The sequence below is a fragment of the Onishia niordana genome, from assembly GCF_004798965.1.
GTDB lineage: Bacteria > Pseudomonadota > Gammaproteobacteria > Pseudomonadales > Halomonadaceae > Onishia > Onishia niordana.
Window position 1 is genome coordinate 14,463 of record NZ_SDSD01000006.1, and the last position, 17,662, is coordinate 32,124.

General features: G+C 64.2%; 16 protein-coding genes. 10 read left to right on the forward strand and 6 right to left on the reverse strand.

The features are described 5' to 3' along the window. Positions 1 to 54 precede the first annotated feature (54 nt). The 4 genes from ETC27_RS11870 to ETC27_RS11885 are packed head-to-tail and all read left to right on the forward strand — an operon-like array spanning position 55 to position 4,541. Positions 55 to 1,896, forward strand: coding sequence for a TonB-dependent receptor domain-containing protein (locus tag ETC27_RS11870; protein ID WP_136255225.1), 1,842 nt, complete (start codon positions 55 to 57; stop codon positions 1,894 to 1,896). Then, a complete protein-coding gene (locus ETC27_RS11875) occupies positions 1,896 to 2,789 on the forward strand; it encodes a cobalamin-binding protein (RefSeq protein ID WP_136255226.1) in 894 nt (297 codons plus the stop codon). The genes ETC27_RS11870 and ETC27_RS11875 overlap by 1 nt, the downstream gene beginning before the upstream one ends. Next, the gene (locus tag ETC27_RS11880; RefSeq protein ID WP_240724900.1) at positions 2,776 to 3,774 is read left to right on the forward strand and encodes a FecCD family ABC transporter permease; all 999 of its coding nucleotides are present in this window, start codon (positions 2,776 to 2,778) and stop codon (positions 3,772 to 3,774) included. The genes ETC27_RS11875 and ETC27_RS11880 overlap by 14 nt, the downstream gene beginning before the upstream one ends. Beyond that, on the forward strand, positions 3,774 to 4,541 hold the full coding sequence (locus tag ETC27_RS11885) for an ABC transporter ATP-binding protein (protein WP_136255227.1): 768 nt from the start codon (positions 3,774 to 3,776) through the stop codon (positions 4,539 to 4,541). Before ETC27_RS11880 ends, ETC27_RS11885 begins: the two co-directional genes overlap by 1 nt. Before the next feature lie 13 nt (positions 4,542 to 4,554). On the opposite strand, the gene ETC27_RS11890 is transcribed toward ETC27_RS11885, so the two are convergent. Both ETC27_RS11890 and ETC27_RS11895 read right to left on the reverse strand, forming a co-directional pair. Next, positions 4,555 to 4,731 (reverse strand): DUF1289 domain-containing protein, encoded by a 177-nt coding sequence (locus ETC27_RS11890; RefSeq protein ID WP_136255228.1) that lies wholly within the window; start codon positions 4,729 to 4,731, stop codon positions 4,555 to 4,557. Then, positions 4,732 to 5,094, reverse strand: a complete 363-nt coding sequence (locus ETC27_RS11895) for a hypothetical protein (RefSeq protein WP_136255229.1) — start codon at positions 5,092 to 5,094, stop codon at positions 4,732 to 4,734. It abuts the gene before it with no gap. Positions 5,095 to 5,387: 293 nt separating this feature from the next. Here ETC27_RS11895 and cobO point away from each other — a divergent pair, with 293 nt between their 5' ends. The 3 genes from cobO (at position 5,388) to ETC27_RS11910 (ending at position 8,425) form a co-directional block, all read left to right on the forward strand. Beyond that, positions 5,388 to 5,993 (forward strand): cob(I)yrinic acid a,c-diamide adenosyltransferase, encoded by a 606-nt coding sequence (gene cobO, locus ETC27_RS11900; RefSeq protein ID WP_136255230.1) that lies wholly within the window; start codon positions 5,388 to 5,390, stop codon positions 5,991 to 5,993. A 199-nt stretch (positions 5,994 to 6,192) separates the two neighbouring features. Beyond that, complete coding sequence (gene bluB / locus ETC27_RS11905) at positions 6,193 to 6,918, forward strand: 5,6-dimethylbenzimidazole synthase (RefSeq protein WP_136255231.1); 726 nt, start codon at positions 6,193 to 6,195, stop codon at positions 6,916 to 6,918. 10 nt (positions 6,919 to 6,928) lie between these two features. Further along, positions 6,929 to 8,425 (forward strand): cobyric acid synthase, encoded by a 1,497-nt coding sequence (locus ETC27_RS11910; protein ID WP_136255232.1) that lies wholly within the window; start codon positions 6,929 to 6,931, stop codon positions 8,423 to 8,425. An 18-nt stretch (positions 8,426 to 8,443) separates the two neighbouring features. Here ETC27_RS11910 and ETC27_RS11915 read toward each other — a convergent pair whose 3' ends face one another. From ETC27_RS11915 to ETC27_RS11925, 3 genes are all read right to left on the reverse strand, one after another. Next, complete coding sequence (locus ETC27_RS11915; protein WP_136255233.1) at positions 8,444 to 9,103, reverse strand: OmpA/MotB family protein; 660 nt, start codon at positions 9,101 to 9,103, stop codon at positions 8,444 to 8,446. After that, positions 9,096 to 9,944, reverse strand: coding sequence for a motility protein A (locus tag ETC27_RS11920; RefSeq protein WP_136255234.1), 849 nt, complete (start codon positions 9,942 to 9,944; stop codon positions 9,096 to 9,098). The genes ETC27_RS11915 and ETC27_RS11920 overlap by 8 nt, the downstream gene beginning before the upstream one ends. 146 nt (positions 9,945 to 10,090) lie before the next feature. Beyond that, positions 10,091 to 10,903 (reverse strand): glycerophosphodiester phosphodiesterase family protein, encoded by an 813-nt coding sequence (locus tag ETC27_RS11925; RefSeq protein ID WP_136255235.1) that lies wholly within the window; start codon positions 10,901 to 10,903, stop codon positions 10,091 to 10,093. A gap of 239 nt (positions 10,904 to 11,142) precedes the next feature. Between ETC27_RS11925 and ETC27_RS11930 the strand changes: the two genes are divergently transcribed. The 3 genes from ETC27_RS11930 (at position 11,143) to ETC27_RS11940 (ending at position 14,838) form a co-directional block, all read left to right on the forward strand. After that, positions 11,143 to 11,715, forward strand: coding sequence for a hypothetical protein (locus ETC27_RS11930; RefSeq protein WP_136255236.1), 573 nt, complete (start codon positions 11,143 to 11,145; stop codon positions 11,713 to 11,715). 127 nt (positions 11,716 to 11,842) lie between these two features. Next, complete coding sequence (locus tag ETC27_RS11935) at positions 11,843 to 12,820, forward strand: NADPH:quinone reductase (RefSeq protein WP_136255237.1); 978 nt, start codon at positions 11,843 to 11,845, stop codon at positions 12,818 to 12,820. A 149-nt stretch (positions 12,821 to 12,969) separates the two neighbouring features. Next, complete coding sequence (locus ETC27_RS11940) at positions 12,970 to 14,838, forward strand: SLC13 family permease (RefSeq protein ID WP_136255238.1); 1,869 nt, start codon at positions 12,970 to 12,972, stop codon at positions 14,836 to 14,838. A gap of 93 nt (positions 14,839 to 14,931) precedes the next feature. On the opposite strand, the gene ETC27_RS11945 is transcribed toward ETC27_RS11940, so the two are convergent. Then, positions 14,932 to 17,388: an acyl-CoA dehydrogenase gene (locus ETC27_RS11945; RefSeq protein WP_136255239.1), complete on the reverse strand. Its 2,457-nt coding sequence runs from the start codon at positions 17,386 to 17,388 to the stop codon at positions 14,932 to 14,934. Positions 17,389 to 17,662 lie beyond the last annotated feature (274 nt).

Sequence of the window (17,662 nt, forward strand, 5' to 3'; positions counted from 1 at the left end):
CGGCCTTCAAGGGTTCTCGTCGCACGGGTGCGTGCGGCCCCAGGGTACACGATCATGATCACGACATTCTCCCGCCGTCAGGGCCTCGCCGCCCTGTGTCTCGGCGTGGCGCCGCTGGCCAGCGCCGCCGATACCGTCACCGCCGAGAGCGGCTCTGCCGATTCTCAACAGGAGCTGAACTCCCTGGTGGTGACCGCCACTCTGACGCCGCGCACCGCCGATCAGAGCCTGGCCTCGGTCACGGTGCTCGATGAGGCCGATCTGCGCCGCCAAGACCCCAAGGACATCACCGATATGCTGCGCGCCCAGCCCGGCGTGGATGTCACCTCCAACGGTGGCTTCGGCAAGACCAGCAACGTCAATATCCGCGGGGCCGGCGGTGAGTCGACGCTGTTGCTGATCGACGGCATTCGGCTGCGTTCTGCCACTGCCGGTAGCCCGACCTGGCAGTTTCTCGAGCCGCGGATGTTCGAGCGGGTCGAAGTGGTGCGCGGGCCACGTGGCAGTCTCTATGGGGCCGATGCCGTGGGCGGTGTGGTGCAGTTGTTCACTCGTGAGGGAGAGGCCGAGGGCGCGCATCCCAGTATCACCGCTGGCGGCGGTTCGTTCGGCACCGAGCGCTATAGTGCCAGCCTGTCGGGGCGTGCCGATGACACCCGCTATGCGTTCTCCGCCAGTCACCTGAGCACCGATGGCACCGAGATCAAATCGGGTGATGGCGACAAGGGCTATGACAACACCACGGGTTTCGTGCGGTTGTCTCAGGGATTCGACAATGGCAGCGAGGTCGGCTTGCTGGGGCTACGGACTCGAGGCAACACCGAATATGTCGGCGGTAACATCGATTATGGACAGCAGGTGGCCGGCGTCTATGGCGAGTTGCCGGTGACGGAGCGCTGGACGAGCCGCGTGACGCTCAGCGAGGCGCGCGACGAGAGCGAGGATGATGCCAACGGCAGTCTTACTCACTTCGATACCGTGACCCACAGCGCCCGCTGGGAAAATACCCTGATAGTAGGCGACCACGACCTGACCGCCGGCGCCGAATACAGTCAGGATAAGATCGATAGCAGTTCGGATTACAACGAAGATAGCCGCGACAACGCTGCCCTGTTTGCCCAGGCCCTGCTCGATTTTTCTCCTCTTAACCTGCAGGCGGGGATGCGCTTCGATGATAACGAGGCTTTTGGCGAAGAAGTCACCGGCCATCTGGGCATCAGCTACGCCCTGGATGGGGTGCATACCCTGCGGGCGAGCTACGGCACCGCCTTTCGTGCCCCGACCTTCAACGAGCTCTACTTTCCGAACTATGGCAATGACGCCCTCGATCCCGAGCGCTCCAGAACAACCGAGCTTGGTCTGCGTGCCCAGTTCGGTCAGGGATTCTGGGACCTGTCGGTCTACCAGACCGAGATCAAGGATATGATCGCGACCACCTTGCGCAATGGCCGTTTTGCTCCTTTCAATGTTAATCAGGCCCGTATCCGCGGGGCGGAGCTCGCCACCGGCGCCGAGGTGAACGACTGGAGCCTGCGTGCCGCTCTGACCTATACCGATCCCGAAGACCGCAACACCGGCAACCAGTTGGTACGTCGGGCCACGCGAAGCCTGCGCCTGGATGCCGACCGGGCCTTGGGCGACTGGACCCTTGGCGGTTCCTTTATCGCCCAGAACCATCGTTACAACGACACCGACAATAACGAGCGCCTGCCGGGCTTCGGGCTCGTCAATCTGCGAGCCGGTTGGCAGTTTGCTCCGCTATGGTCGACTCGCCTTACGCTCGAGAACGTGCTCGACAAGGAGTACGCAACGGCGCGCGCCTCGGCGTTTCAGGGGGGCTGGGACTATCTCAATCCCGGCCGGGCAGCCTTCCTCAGCGTGACCTTCGGCGAGTGATGAGCTGGCGCGCGCGGCTCCTCACGCTGACGGCCCTGGTCCTCGCGGGCCTGGCCAGCCCGGCCCCGGCGGCCGAGCTCTGCGTCACGGACGATGCCGGCCACGAGGTGTGTCTGGATGCCCCGGCGCGGCGCATCGTGGCGCTCTCGCCCGGCGTCACCGAGCTGTTGTATGCCGCGGGCGCCGGCGAGCGGGTAGTGGGGGCGGTCAGCTTCAGCGACTATCCGCCCGAGGCGCAAGCCCTCCCTCGCGTGGGCAGCTATGACCGTCTCGACCTCGAGGCGCTGCTGGCCCTCGAGCCCGACCTGGTAGTGGCCTGGCAAGGCGGCAATCCCCAGGAGCAGCTCGCCCGTCTGCCGACGCTCGGCCTGCCGGTGTTCTTCTCCGATGTCGACGACTTCGCCGGCATCGCCGAGAGCCTCGAGCGCTTCGGTGAGCTGGCGGATACTAGCGCCATCGCCGACCCCGTGGCGACGGCGCTGCGGGCGGAGGTGGCGGCGCTGCGCAAGGACTACGCCGATGCCGACCCGGTGCCGGTCTTCTACGAGGTCTGGGAGCAGCCGCTGATGACCATCAATGGCGAGCACTGGATCAGTCGCTCGCTTAAGCTATGCGGTGGCGAGAACCTGTTCGCTGATGCCTCTGCCCTGGTGCCACGAATAGGCGTCGAGGCGGTGCTCGCCCGCGACCCTGAGGCGATCATCACCGGTGGCATGGGCAAGGCCGACTCCGGTTGGCTCGAGGCCTGGCGCGACTATCCTCGGCTGACGGCGGTGCAGCAGGATAACCTCTTCTTCATCGATCCCAACCTGGTGCAGCGGGCCGCCCCCAGGCTGGTCGAGGGCACCCGGCGGCTCTGCGAGCACCTGGAGGTCGCCCGTGAGCGACGCTAGTGCTCAACCGGTCGGTCGTGGGCTGCGCCTTCGCCCCCTTGGCTTGCTGGCGCTGGCCGCGCTGCTTTCGCTTGCGGTGTCGCTGGCGCTAGGCAGCGTCGCCATCGGGCCAGATGAGCTCCTGGCGGTGCTCGCCGGCGGCGGCGATGCCCTGCATCAGACGCTGGTGCTGGAGCTCAGGTTGCCGCGGGCACTGGCCGCCTTCGGCACCGGGGCCTTGCTGGCGCTGGCCGGCGCCCTGATGCAGATACTGCTGCGAAATCCCCTGGCCGATCCTTATGTGCTGGGGCTCTCCGGCGGCGCCTCTGTGGCCGCACTCGCCGCGATGCTGGCCGGCCTTGGCGTGGCGCTGGTTACCGGGGCCGCCTTCGCCGGTGCCTTGGCCTCGACCCTGATCGTTTTCGGACTGGCGCACGGTACCGGTAGCTGGACGCCGACCCGCCTGCTGCTCACCGGCGTCGTAATGGCTGCCGGGTGGGGCGCGCTGATCAGCTTTCTGCTGGCGGTGAGCCCAGTGGAGCGGCTGCCCGGCATGCTCTACTGGCTGATGGGGGATATGGCCTATGCCGGCAGCCCCTGGCCGGTGCTGGGGGTGGCCGTTGTGAGCCTGCTGGTGGTGATGCCGCTGGGACGCACCCTCAATGTGCTGGCCCGCGGCGGGCTTCAGGCCGCAGCCCTGGGCGTGGCGGTGCGACCGCTGGAGTGGACGCTCTATCTGCTGGCCAGCCTGCTCACCGCGGTGGCGGTCACCACCGCCGGCAGCGTCGGCTTCGTTGGGCTGATGGTACCGCACATGCTGCGCCTGCGGCTCGGCAACGATCAGCGGCTGATCCTGCCGGCGAGCCTCTTGGCCGGGGGCACCCTGCTGACGCTTGCCGACACCCTGGCGCGCACCCTGATCGCCCCCCAGCAGCTACCGGTCGGGGTGATTACCGCGCTGCTCGGGGTACCGAGCTTCCTCTACCTGCTCTATCGGAGTCGCTGATGGAGACCCTGGACGCGCATCGGCTGGTCATCGATATCCCCGGACGCGGCGCGGGAAGGCCGCTGGATTTCGCTGTGGCGCCCGGCGAGCGTTGGGGGGTGCTGGGCCCCAACGGCGCCGGCAAGACGACGCTGATGCATACGCTCGCCGGCCTGCGCGCGCCGCGCTCCGGCGAGGTGCGTCTCGCTGGCGTGCCATTGTCGCGCCTCAAGCGTCGTGCATTGGCGCGTCGGCTGGGCATCGTCTTTCAGTCACAGCATGACGACTTCCCGGCCACCGTCCGCGAGACGGCGCTGATCGGTCGCCATCCCTTCATCGCGCCCTGGCAACAGGAGGGGCCGGAGGATATTGCGCGGGCCGAGGCCGCGCTTGAGCGCCTCGACCTGAAACATCTCGCCGAACGCGAGCTCTCGACCCTCTCCGGTGGCGAGCGTCAGCGGGTCAGCCTTGCCACGCTGCTGACGCAGTCGCCTCAGCTATGGCTCGCCGACGAACCCACTAATCACCTCGATCTTCACCACCAGGTCGCGGTCATGGAGCTGCTGACCGAGCAGGCCCAGCGCGGCTGCGGTGTGATGATGTGCCTGCATGACCTCAACCTGGCCGCCCGCTGGTGCAGCCACCTGCTGCTGCTCTACCCCGACGGCGAAGCCTGCTGGGGCGCGGCGGATACCATGCTGGTGCCTGACGCTCTCGAGCGGCTCTACGGCCAGGCCCTGACGACTGCCATGGTCGATGGTGCCCCGGTCTTCGTCCCCAGGCGTTAAGGGACGCGGGCGTTCAGTTCGTGTCGAGCGTCTTGAGCCGCTGTTCCGCCCGCCGGTTGGTGGCCATGCGCTCCGGGCGCTTCATCGAGCGCCAGCGGGTGATCTCATCGGTGGTGCGCCCGCAGCCGACGCATAGCCCGCTCTTCAGCTTGCAGATCGAGATGCAGGGACTTTCGATGCGCTCGGCCATTTAATGGCGCTCCATGATGGATAGCCGGCGTTGCCAGTCGCCGCCGTGCACGCGCCGGCATTCCTCCTCGCTGTCGGCGTCCAGATGGACGTCGATATCGGCGATCTCGATCCCGGCGTCGAAGAAGGCGGCCTCGGTCAGCTCGCGCATGCGGCGGCGGCCGTCGCCCTTGAGGGCACGGGCCAGCTCGTCCTGAGTCTCGAACACCCAGACCACCCGCAGGCTGTCCGGAAAGCGGCGGTAGTCCACCAGGTGAGTCAGCCAGGCGAAGCCGGGAAGCATCGGCTTGGCGGTTTCGCAGGCGTCGGTCAGGGCCTTTGTCAGCTGGCGCTCCATGCGGGCGCTGGCTTTCTTATCGAGCATGAAGGGTCTCCTGCTGAGTATGTCGTCGTGACTCCCTGCGTGAATCAGCCGGCAGGGGCACATTTTACGGAAAGGGCGGCTGTCACCGAGGACCTCGAGCACTTCGGCGAGCATGCCGAAGGTACGCGGCAGTCGGTCGGTTGTCAGCACCTTCCGGAGCGCCAGGCCGTTGTCAGGCATCGCCAGGCGTTGCGCCGAGCGGCGCGAAGGTCACAGCTGGATCATGGACATCTATTTACTGTCACGAACGCCTAGCTGAAGGCCGTTCTCACATTTTCTCACTGGAGATCTCGATGAAGCACGTCGACCCCGAGCGCCATGCGGCTCGCATGGCCCACAAACAGCGCATCATGAACGAGCGGATCGCCGCCGCCGACAAGGAGCAGGGCGTGCTGCTGGTGCTCACCGGCCCCGGTAAGGGCAAGAGCAGCTCCGGCTTCGGCATGGTTGCCCGCGCCCTGGGCCATGGCATGAAGGTCGGTGTGGTGCAGTTCATCAAGGGCGCCTTCAGCACCGGCGAGGAGGCCTTCTTTCGTGACCTGCCGGGCGTTGATTACCACGTGATGGGCGAGGGCTATACCTGGGACACCCAGGACCGGGAGCGCGACGTGCGCGCCGCCGAGGCGGCCTGGGCCGAGGCCCGGCGCATGCTAGCCGACCCAAGCTACGCGCTGGTGCTGTTCGACGAGCTCAACATCGCCCTGCACCATGGCTACATGGAACTCGATAGGGTGCTTGACGACCTCCAGGGGCGTCCGGCCATGCAGCATGCGGTGGTCACCGGCCGCTACGCGCCCGAGGCGCTGATCGAGCTGGCCGACACCGTGACCGAGATGAAGGTGGTCAAGCACGCCTTCAAGGACCAAGGCATCAAGGCGCAGAAGGGAATCGAACTGTAGTAGCCCCGGCTATGAGCTCTCCGGATGAGCGCCGGGGACAAGCCGAAGCGAGGGTCTTTTGCCATGGATGGCAAAAGTAGCGCCCAGGGATGGGTTCACAGCGCCCTCGCGGAGGTCCGGCTCCCCGGGGCTTGGCGCCGGGCAAGCTCATCATCCTGCGAGATCAGCGTAATCCCCCACCTTTCTAGGAGACCGACGCATGGCAGATCCGAACGGGCGACCCGACCACGCCTTCCCCGAGACGCAGCGCGAGGGCCTCTACCGGGCCATCTTCGAACGCCGCGACGTGCGCGCCCAGTTTCGCCCGGACCCGATCCCGCCCGAAGTACTGGCGCGGCTGCTCGAGGCCGCCCACCACGCGCCCTCGGTGGGTTTCATGCAGCCCTGGGATTTCCTGCTGATCGACGACCGCGAGGTGCGCGAGCGCGTGCAAGCCATCTTCGAGCGCGAGAACGCCAAGGCGGCCGAGGCGCATACCGGCGAGCGCGGTGCCCTGTATCGCCGCCTCAAGCTGGAGGGCATCCTCGAGAGCCCGCTCAACCTGTGCATCACTTGCGATCGCAGCCGAGGCGGCGAGCACGTCCTGGGGCGCCAGAGCATCGTCGAAATGGATCTGTTCAGCACCTGCCTGGCGGTCCAGAACCTATGGTTGGCCGCCCGGGCCGAGGGCATCGGCGTCGGTTGGGTCAGCATCCTCGACCAGTTTGATCTGGCCGAGGTGCTGGGCCTGCCGGAGAACGTCTATCCGCTCGCCTACCTGTGCCTTGGCTACGTCGACGACTTTCTCGACCGCCCGGAACTGGCCCGAGCCGGCTGGCGACAGCGCCTGCCATTGGCCGAGCGGGTGCACGGCAACGGCTGGCAAACGCCGCCGGCGGATGAGGCGTTGGCCTCGGCCATCGACGCCTTGCCACTCCACCCATGAGGACACCGCCATGCCGACCCTGATGATCCAGGGCACGACCTCTGACGCTGGCAAGAGCACGGTGGTTGCGGCGCTGTGCCGAGCGCTTGCCCGCCGAGGCATCTCGGTGGCGCCCTTCAAGGCCCAGAACATGGCGCTGAACAGCGCCGTGACCCCCGAGGGCGGCGAGATCGGCCGCTCCACGGCGCTACAGGCCCGCGCCGCCGGGGTCGATCCGCATACCGACATGAACCCGGTGCTGCTCAAGCCCGAGACCGACCGCGGCGCTCAGGTGATCCTCGATGGTCAGGTGCATGGCCACATGGATGCGCTGGACTACCACGCCTTCAAGCACCAGGCGCGGGCCACGGTACTGGCGGCCTGGCAGCGGCTGTCGAGCCGCTTCGATGTCGTCATCGCCGAGGGGGCGGGCAGTCCCGCCGAGATCAACCTGCGCGAGGGTGATATCGCCAACATGGGCTTCGCCGAGGCCATCGACTGCCCGGTGCTGTTGGTCGGCGACATTGATCGCGGCGGCGTCTTCGCCCAGCTGGTCGGCACCCTGGCGCTCCTCGCGGAGTCCGAGCAGACCCGCACCAAGGGCTTCATCATCAATCGCTTTCGTGGCGATATCGCCCTGCTCGAATCCGGCCTCGACTGGCTCACGGCCTACAGCGGCAAGCCAGTGTTCGGTGTGCTGCCACACCTAAATGGATTGCTGCTCGACGCCGAGGATGGCGTGGGCCTCGCCACTCAACAAACGCAGGCTCCCGAGCTTCATATCGTGGTGCCGATGCTGCCGCGTATCAGCAACCATACCGATCTTGATCCGCTGCGCCTGCATCCGCGGGTTGCGCTGACTCTGGTGGGGCCGGATCGGCCGATTCCCCCCGCCGATGTGATCCTGCTGCCGGGCAGCAAGTCGACGGCAAGTGACCTTGCCTGGCTGCGCGCCCAGGGCTGGGAGCCGGCCATCCGCCGCCACCTGCGCTACGGCGGCAAGGTGCTGGGTATCTGCGGCGGCTTCCAGATGCTCGGCGAGTCGATCGACGACCCGGAGAGCCTGGAGGGCGAGCCGGGCAGTGTGCCGGGTCTGGGACTGCTGGCGATGCGCACCCGCATGGTGGCGGGCAAGCAGTTGCGCAACGTGTGCGGCACTCTTGTAGGCACTATCACCGCCACTCTCTCAGACACCCCGGCCGGCGAAGACGTGGCGGTGAGCGGCTACGAGATTCACAACGGCATCAGCGAGGGGCCGGCCCTCGATAGGCCGTTGATGCATCTCGAGGGCCATCCGGACGGCGCGGTCAGCGAGGACGGTCAGGTGCTGGGCACCTATCTGCATGGGCTCTTCGACGAGGCCGGCGCCTTGAGCGCACTGCTCGCTCGGTTGGGGCTCGATGCCGATGGCGCGGCGGTCGATTACGCGGCCCACCGTGAGCGTGAGCTCGACCGCCTCGCTGATACCGTTGAGGCGCATCTCGACATGGACCAGCTGCTGTCGCTGCTGAGACCCGCCGGCGGCTGAGACCTGGGGGCTTGAACTTCAGTCGTCGTGTAGCACCAGTTCCACCCGGCGGTTGCTGGCTCGGCCTTCGGCCATCTCGTTGCCTGCGAGCGGCTGGGTATCGGCATAGCCGATGGCACGCAGGCGTGTGGCGTCGATACCTTGTTCGGTCAGGAATCGCAGCACGGCGCTGGCGCGGGCACTGGACAGCTCCCAGTTGGAGGGATAGCGCGCCGTAGTGATGGGGCGGCTGTCGGAGTGGCCCTCCACCGAGATACTTCCCGGAAAGGCCGTCAGCTTGTCGGTTAGTTGGGCGAGGGTGGTCTCGCCTCTGGATGTGAGGGCGGCGCTAGCGCTGTCGAACAGCAGGTGATCGGCAATACGCAGCATCGTGCCTTGGGCGTGGCGCGCCACTACCACGCCATCTACCGACAGGTCGTCGAAGGCAGCGCTCACGCCATCACCCTGGCGCGGCAGTATGCCAGGTTGTCGCTCACCCATCTGGACCAGGCCGGGGAAGGCGCTCTCATGAGGCGTGGTGGGATCGCTTGCCTTACCCCCGGTCATCGAGATCAGCAGCACGAACAGCGTGATCAACAGCGTCAGCACGTCCAGGTAGCTGGTCAGCCAGCTCTCGCCGTCGCTTTCCTGGCTGGCGTTGCCGGTGCCTGGCAGCAGGGGATCCTGGACATCAGCCATCCTGGCGCGCCTCCTGGTTGCCTGGTGCGGGTGGTCCTTGCTCGTCGCCACTTGTATCGAGGCGTGGCGGTACATCGCGAATCTCGTCGCGGTAGTTGGCCATGAAGGAGTTTAGGGTTTCCTCGATGAAGGAGGGCAGGCGACGTCTGCAGATCAGCGAGATGCCCTCGAGCACCATGTTCATGGCGATCAGGCGTTCCTCGGTACGGCGTTCGAGTTTCACAGCGATCGGCTTGAACACCAGGTTGGCGAGCAGAATCCCGTAGAAGGTGGTCAGCAGGGCGATCGCCATGCGCGGCCCGATCACTCCGATGTCGCCGGCCTCCATGACCTCGAGCATGTTCACCAGCCCCACCAGGGTGCCGATCATGCCGAAGGCCGGTGCATAAGTGGCCATGGTGCGAAAGATCTGTGCCTCGGCGAATTCCTGGGCCTTGAGTCGGGCGATTCGCCAGCGCAGCAGCTCGAGAATATCTTCTTCCTTGCTGTTGGCGATGACCAGCTGCACGCCGGTGCGCAGAAAAGGATTGCTGGCTTTCGCCAGCGCTTCTTCCACGGCGCGCACGTCGCCCTTGAACCACAGCCGTGAGATGGCAACGAGCTCTCGAATATCGTCATGGGCATAGGTATTTTCGCGACGAAACACCAGGCCCACCAGGCGTACCACCCGCAGGACTTCCTTGAGCGGATAGCTGATGAAGGTGGCCGCCAATGTGCCGGTGACGACGATGGCAAGCCCCGGCAGGTTGAGGAAGCTCTGGGGCGATTCGGCGGTAAACAGCAGCACGATGCCGAGCAGGCCCATGCTGGCCAGCATGCCGATCAGCGTCGACGGGTTCATGAAAGTCTCCGGTCCGGGGAAGTCATTATCTTTCATCGGCATGTGGCCAATGACCTTGATGCCTGTGTCGGGCTTGGTTGATTCAGATCAATTCTTGCCGGGGAGTCACTTCGGTTCAGACAGATTCTCCGTTTTGGGTCGATGGGTCAGGCAGGCTCGGACAGCCAGCCGGCAAAGCGCCGGGGGTCGTCGCTTATCGCGGCATCGACACCCCACTGCCAGAGAGGAGCAAAGGCGGCCGGATCGTTGGCGGTATAGCAGATCAATCGATAACCGGCGGCCTTGATCGCTCGTGCTCGGGACTGGGTTAATCGCGTCCAGTCGCCGTGCACGCTGAAGGCGGAGAGCCGATGGGCATCCTTCTCCCAGCCACTGGGGATCTTGTCATAGAGCCGACCCAGCCTCAGGCGGCTTGGGTCTGGTTCAAGCGCTCGGGCGGCGTCCAGGGCTGGGCCCGAGAAGGAAGAGACCATCAGTTTGCTTGTGGGAAGTGCCGCGACCGCCTTTGGCACGGAGGCTTCGGCCAGCGCCTGTGGGTCACGACCGCGGGCGAGCTTGAGTTCCAGGTTGAGGCCCATGCCAAGTTCGTCGAGCAGGACAAGCATTTCATCAAGCGTTGCCATGCCCTCACCGGCGAAGCCCTCCTCAAACCAGCTGCCCACATCCAAGCGCCGGGCCTCACTGAGCGTCAGCTTCGCCAGTCGTTCGCGCCCGTTGGAGCAGCGCTTGACGGTGGCGTCGTGCCAGATGACCGGGGTGTTGTCGGCGAGCAGTTGCACATCGAGCTCTACCCAATCGATCCTGGCCGCACGGGCGGCGCGCACTGCAGCCAGGGTATTCTCCGGTGCTATGGCTGATAGGCCACGATGGGCGATCAGTCGCGGCGATGACTCGGCATGCGAAGGAGAGAGGGCTGACGTTGCTGATGTCTCTGATGTGGCATCGGAAGAGGCGGCCATGGCAACGGCTCCTGAACGAGATGAGAATGCCGACAGACTAAACGAGATCGGTGGTGTGCCGTAGCCTCGTTGGCGATTATTGCTATCAAGCGCTGAGAGGGCGGCGACGCAGATGTCAGATGCCAGGCGTCATTCGCCGGCGATAGGGGAGGACGGGGCCATCGGCGCCTGACTGTGCTAGGCTGCGGCTTTTTTACATCAAGGCCCGCGTCGGCGGGCACCGCGATAGAGGTAAGTCGATGAGAGTCGTGCACGTCAAGAACGCCCAGCATCTTGAGGCCTGTCTCGCTCGGTTGTGCGCCGAGGTCTACGGTCATCAGGCAGGACTGGCGCCACTGGCCACCTTCGCCGGCACTATGGGTGTGCTGGTCAAGCAGGAAGCCGCGCGCGTGTTGGCCCTGGTCGACAATCAGTCTCAGCCGGTGGCGCTGGCGCTGTTGGTGCTGGATGAGGCGGGTCAGGGAATGGAGGTCTCGCTGCTGACTTCACTCGAGGATGCAAGCGTCTCGAATGCAGCTCAGCGCCTGATCCAGGAGCTCGCGCTCAGGGCGCCGCTGAAGGTCGTGGCAGCGGATGACGATCAGGAAACGATGTTTCGCGAGGCGGGTATCGAGCGCTGGTTCGACGGCGAGCAGGGGCGGCGCATCGGGCTCGGTGCCCAGCATCCCGCCGAAGGGCTTGATGACCTGACACGCACCCTGGCCTTCGACGAAGGCTCGGTAATCGCTTCCTTCAAGCAGGATAAGGATGCCTTCGAGAGCTACAAGTCCCGCTTCGTACGCGGTCTGGAATCCTTCCCGATCAACCTCTAGTGGCAAGTCGATACGCAGCATTGATGTCTTAGGCCAATGACGGGCTTGACCCCCTGAGGGACGGGCGCTTGGATAGACATGATGCTTACACTCGACTCACGCAGGTTTCTGCAGAAGGAATGGTGTCATGGCCAAGCGTATTCAGTTCACCCGCACTGGCGGCCCCGAGGTACTCGAGTTTGTCGACTTCACGCCTGCTGACCCAGGCGCCGGTGAGGTTCGGGTTCGCCATCAGGCGGTGGGACTCAACTTTATCGATATCTACGTGCGTACCGGCCTCTATCCGGTACCATCACTGCCCTCGGGCCTTGGCACCGAGGGCGCGGGTGTGGTCGATGCCGTGGGAGATGGCGTGACACACCTCAAGGTCGGCGATCGGGTGGCCTATGCACAAGGGCCGCTGGGTGCCTACTCAGAGCTTCACACCCTGCCCGCCGAGAAAGTCGTCAGCCTACCTGATGAGGTGGCTGCAGAGACCGCCGCGGCCTCAATGCTCAAGGGACTCACGGTTCAGTACTTGCTGCGCCAGACCTACCCGCTGAAAGGCGGTGAGACCATCCTCTTTCATGCTGCTGCGGGTGGCGTTGGCTCGATCGCTTGCCAGTGGGCCAAGGCACTGGGCGTCAAGCTGATCGGCACCGTCAGTTCCTCCGAGAAGGCCGCGCTTGCGAAGCGTAACGGCGCCTGGGCCACCATCGATTACACTAAGGAAGATGTGATCGAGAGGGTGCGCGAACTCACGGGTGGCGAGATGGTGGATGTGGTCTATGACTCGGTGGGCAAGGACACTTGGGAGACCTCACTCGATTGCCTCAAGAAGCGTGGCCTGATGGTCAGCTTCGGCAACGCCTCCGGCCCAGTGGAGGGCGTCAATGTCGGCATCCTCAATCAAAAGGGCTCGCTGTTCTTGACCCGGCCAAGCCTCAATGGCTATGCCGATACACGTGAACGTCTGGAAGCCATGAGCGAGGAGCTCTTCTCGATGCTTGCCAGCGGCAAGATCCGCATTGATATTTCCCATCGCTACCCACTCGCTGATGCCGGCAAGGCGCAAGAGGCCCTGGCGGGTCGCCTGACAACCGGGTCGACCATACTGCTGCCCTGATCGGCGCTGACGATACGATGTCACGCCTGACGCCCGCCATTGTATGGCGGGCGTCGGCGTTTGGGCTGGTGTTTTGCCTCACTTGCTGGTGTGCTTGAGGGCATGCAGGGTGCTTATGTCGAGGCGCCGCCACAGGGAGGTGAGGTTTCATGTCGGACAGCACGCAGGTATTCCTGATCATTGGCCTGACCCTGGTGGCTTTCATATGGGGGCGCTTCCGTTACGACCTGGTAGCGTTGGCGGCCTTGCTGGTCAGCACTCTGGTCGGCCTGGTGCCGGCCAATGAGGCCTTTCTCGGCTTTGGTCACCCGGCGGTGATTACTGTCGTGGCGGTACTGGTGCTCAGCCGTGGCTTCGAACGCTCGGGGCTTGTCGATGTGATTGCCGAGCAGACACTGAAAGTCGGTGAGCAGCTTGTGTGGCAAGTATTGGTGCTTACCGGCACGGTGCTGGTGCTCTCGGCGGTCATGAACAACGTGGGTGCCCTGGCCCTCATGCTACCGGTGGCGATGCGCATGGCCCGCAAGCATGAGCGCTCGCCATCACTGCTGCTGATGCCGCTGGCCTTCGGCTCGTTGCTCGGCGGTTTGACGACCCTGATAGGCACGCCGCCCAACATCATCATTTCGAGCTATCGCGCGAGCCAGACCGGTGAGGCCTTCGGCATGTTCGCCTTCTCGCCGGTGGGTATCGGGGTCGCGCTGGCAGGACTTGGCTTCATCGTGCTGCTGGGTTGGCGGCTAAGCCCGCAGCGCGAGGGACAGTCCTCGGCGGATGAACTCTTCGATACCGCAAACTATCTGGTCGAGGTGCGCGTTGAGGAGGACAGCAAAGCCCGAGGCTGGACCTTGCGTGATCTTCATTCTGAGCTTGAAGAGACGGTGCCAGTGCTGGCGGTGGTGCGCGGCGAGACTCGCCACGCTGCTCATGACTTCATGGGGAGCTTGAAGGAGGACGACATTCTGCTGCTTGAGGCCGGTCCCGATGAGATGAAATTGCTCGAGGACAAGGCCGGTTTGCATCTGGGTGCCGAGCCTGAGGGCGCGAATGACGATGACAAAGAAAATGACGTCGAGGAGCGTTCGGCGGCATCGGATGATGAGGCGTCCAGCAACGCCAAGGCTGAAAGGGAAAAAGAGCGTAAACGACACCTGGACCCGGAAGGCCTGCAGCTGGTCGAAGCGGTGGTACGCAACGACTCGATGATGATTCATCGCACGGTGACACAGCTGCGCCTGCTCAACCAGCACGGTCTGCATTTGGTAGCGGTGGCAAGAGATGGTGCTCGTCTCAAGCAGCGCCTGAGAGATATTCGCTTCCGCGCGGGTGACGTGCTGCTGTTACAGGGTGACGAAGGCGGCTTGGGCGAGAGCCTTGCGACGCTGGGTTGCCTACCGTTGGCTAGCCGTAATCTGACCATCGGCCAGCCTCGTATGTTGGCGCTGTCACTTGGGATCTTTGCGCTAGCGATTGTTGCCATGCTGCTTGACTGGCTACCGGCGGCGGTTGCTTTGTCGACAGCGGCATTAGGCTCCTTGCTGGTCGGCGTGCTGCCATTACGCGAGGCCTATCAGGCCATCGACGGTCCGGTGATTGTGTTGCTAGGGGCGATGTTGCCTGTGGGCCATGCGCTGGATACCAGTGGCGGCGCTGCGCTGATTGCCGATCAGTTGTTGGCGATGGGGAGCGACTGGCCTGTTGTGGCTACGCTGGCGGGGCTCTTCATGCTGAGTATGCTGCTCTCCAACATCATCAACAATGCGGCAGCGGCGTTGCTGATGGCGCCTATCGCCGCGAGCCTCGCCCAGGGCTTCAGCGTTTCGCTTGATCCCTTCCTGATGGCAGTGGCAGTGAGTGCTTCCTGTGCCTTCCTGACCCCCATCGGGCATCAGTCCAATACCCTGGTGATGGGACCTGGCGGTTATCAATTTAGCGACTACTGGAAGCTGGGCTTGCCGTTGTCGCTGGTGGTGATGATGACCGCGATTCCGATGATCTTATGGGTTTGGCCGCTTTAAACGTGGCCGTACAGGGCGCAAAAACATCGCCCCGCTCAGGAGGAGCAGGGCGATGAGGGCCGGCAATCGACCGAGTGGAGCAGGTGGCCGTATCTAGGCGGCGGTGTCGGTGTGCCAGGTGACATTTTCCTTGGCGCTGGCGAAGGCGTCGAACGCGAAATCATCGACGCTGAGCATCGCCAGCACCTCGGCCTCATGCTCGCGCATGAACTGAGCGTCATCTTCGCTGAGCAGGCCCGCGGCCAAGCCGGCTTCGATGCGCTGCTCGGGATGCAGGGCCTCGGCAGGCAGTTCGCCCTTGGCATAGGCCTTGTTGAGGTTGCGATAGATGGGCTCTGCCCGTTCCTGATCGGCGAGCAGGGCGTTGTAGCGCGCCAACGGGTTGTCCTGCTGCCCCTCTTCCTGAGTATCCCATGTATAGGCGAGTAGCTTGGTGCGCAGCGCCGAGTCGGTCGAGACGTTTTGAGCGATACCGCGTGTCAGGGTGTCTTGCGGGCGGGCCCAGCGACGCCCCAACGGCATCACGATCGGCTTCAATACTCGAGCGAGGGCACGGTTCGGCAAATTGTCGAACAACTCGACGAAGGCCTGTTCAGCGCGCTGGAGCAGGAAGCGGCAGCTGTAGTGCAACAACTCGTCCTCACCCTCGACCTTGTCACCTTCCTGCCAGCCCTTGAGTACCATGGAGGTCAGGTAGAGGTTCGACAGTACGTCGCCGAGCCGTGCCGAGAGCATCTCGCGTAGCTTGAGGCTGGCGCCGAGACTGGCCATGGCAGCATCGGCAGCGAGCCCGAAACCGGCGGACAGACGAGCAACATCCTGGGCATAAGGCGCGGCGGTTGCATCGAAGGGTACCGACGGCCGACCGATGCCAAGTCCCAGGGTCAGGGCGCGAGCCGCGTTGCCCAGGATCAGGCCGGTATGTGAGAAGAACGCCTTGTCGAAGGCCTTGATGTCGTCGGCATCCTTGGCAGCCAGTTCCTCGAGTACGTAGGGGTGACAGCGAATCGCCCCCTGGCCGAAGATCATCAGGTTGCGCGTCATGATGTTGGCGCCTTCCACGGTGATCGCCACCGGGTTGGCCGCGTAGCCGATGCCAATATAGTTGCGGGGCCCGAGGGTCACGGCGCGTCCACCGTGGATGTCCATGGCGTCGCCAAGCAGGCTGCGCTGGAACTCGGTCAGCTGACTCTTGAGAATGGCCGAGGGCACCGCCGGCTTCTGTCCGTGGTCGATCATGTTCGCTGTTTGACGGACGGTGGCCTGGGCGATATAGGCCATTGAAGCGATACGGGCCAGCGGCTCCTGCACACCCTCCATTTCTGCGACGGGAAGGTTGAACTGACGACGAATGCGGGCGAAGCCGCCGCTCCAACCCAGCGCATAGCGTGCGGTGCCGGTCGCTCCCGAGGGCAGGGTGATGCAGCGACCCACCGACAGGCATTCGACCAGCATGCGCCATCCCTCGCCTGCCATCTCGGGACCGCCGATGATGGTATCCAGTGGTACGAAGACATCCTTGCCCTTGATAGGACCGTTCATGAAGGGGCTACCGATGGGATGGTGGCGGCGGCCTATCTCCATGCCCTCGGTATCGCGGGGAATCAGCGCACAGGTGATGCCCAGATTCTCTTCATCACCCAGCAGGTGGTCTGGGTCAAACATGCGAAATGCCAGGCCGACCACGCTGGCGATTGGCGCCAGGGTGATCCAGCGTTTCTCAAAATTAAGCCTGAGGCCCAGAACTTCCTGGCCGTCGATTACCCGCTTGCACACCACACCGGTGTCCGGCAGAGCGGTCGCATCCGAGCCCGCTCGCGGACCGGTGAGGCCGAAGCAGGGAATCTCCCGACCGTCGGCGAGCCGCGGCAGGTAGTGGTCTTTCTGCGCATCGGTGCCGTACTTCAGCAGTAGTTCGCCTGGGCCTAGCGAATTGGGCACGCCCACGGTGACCATCAGGGTCTCGTTGACCGAGAGCTTCTGCAGCACCAGCGACTGCGCCTTGGCCGAGAAGCCCAAGCCACCATAGGCTTCGGGGATGATCATGCCGAAGAAGCCTTCTTTCTTCAGATAGGCCCATAGTTCGGGGGGCAAGTCGGCCCGTTCCCGGGCAATATCCCAAGCGTTGCACATGCCGGCCGCCACCGAGCACTGGTGATCGAGGAAGGCCTGCTCCTTGTCCGTCAGGCCGTCATCGTTCATGTCCATCAGGTTCTGCCAGTCTGGCTTCCCGGAAAAAAGCTCGCCATCCCAGCCGACACTGCCAGCCTCAAGCGCGGTGCGCTCTGTATCAGACACCTTGGGCGCCACTTTTTTGAACATGGCGAAGAGCCGCGGGGAAAGCCATCGACGACGCAGCAGCGGCAGGCCGCATGCTGCCACACAGGCACCGGCAATAAGCAGCACCAAGCCAAGCAGAGGTGCGCCGAGGACAAGCCCTGCGATACCCAGCACGGTGAGCACACCAAGGGCAGCGGGGGCACCGGCCTCGCGTCTAAGCACTGCGATAAGGCCTGCCAGGGCCAGAACGATCAGTAAGAGGTGGATCATGGGTCAGGCTCCGTGACGTGTGATACCAGTATTCTAACAAGCGTTTGAATACTGGTAGCCTAGACCATTGATCAGTCGATGACCAGTCCCTGAAGTGACGTGACGATGGCTGTTGTTCCTAGGCCTGTATCAATAAAAATTGCTGAGCCTGAGTCAATAAAAAACCCCGCGGGTGCGGGGCTTATTATGTGTTCACTGCGCAGGTCATGTAGTTTCGAGGGGCTAAGAGCCTCGGGCCTGTCTTACGCCCTGTGGCGCCCGATAACCCGATAAA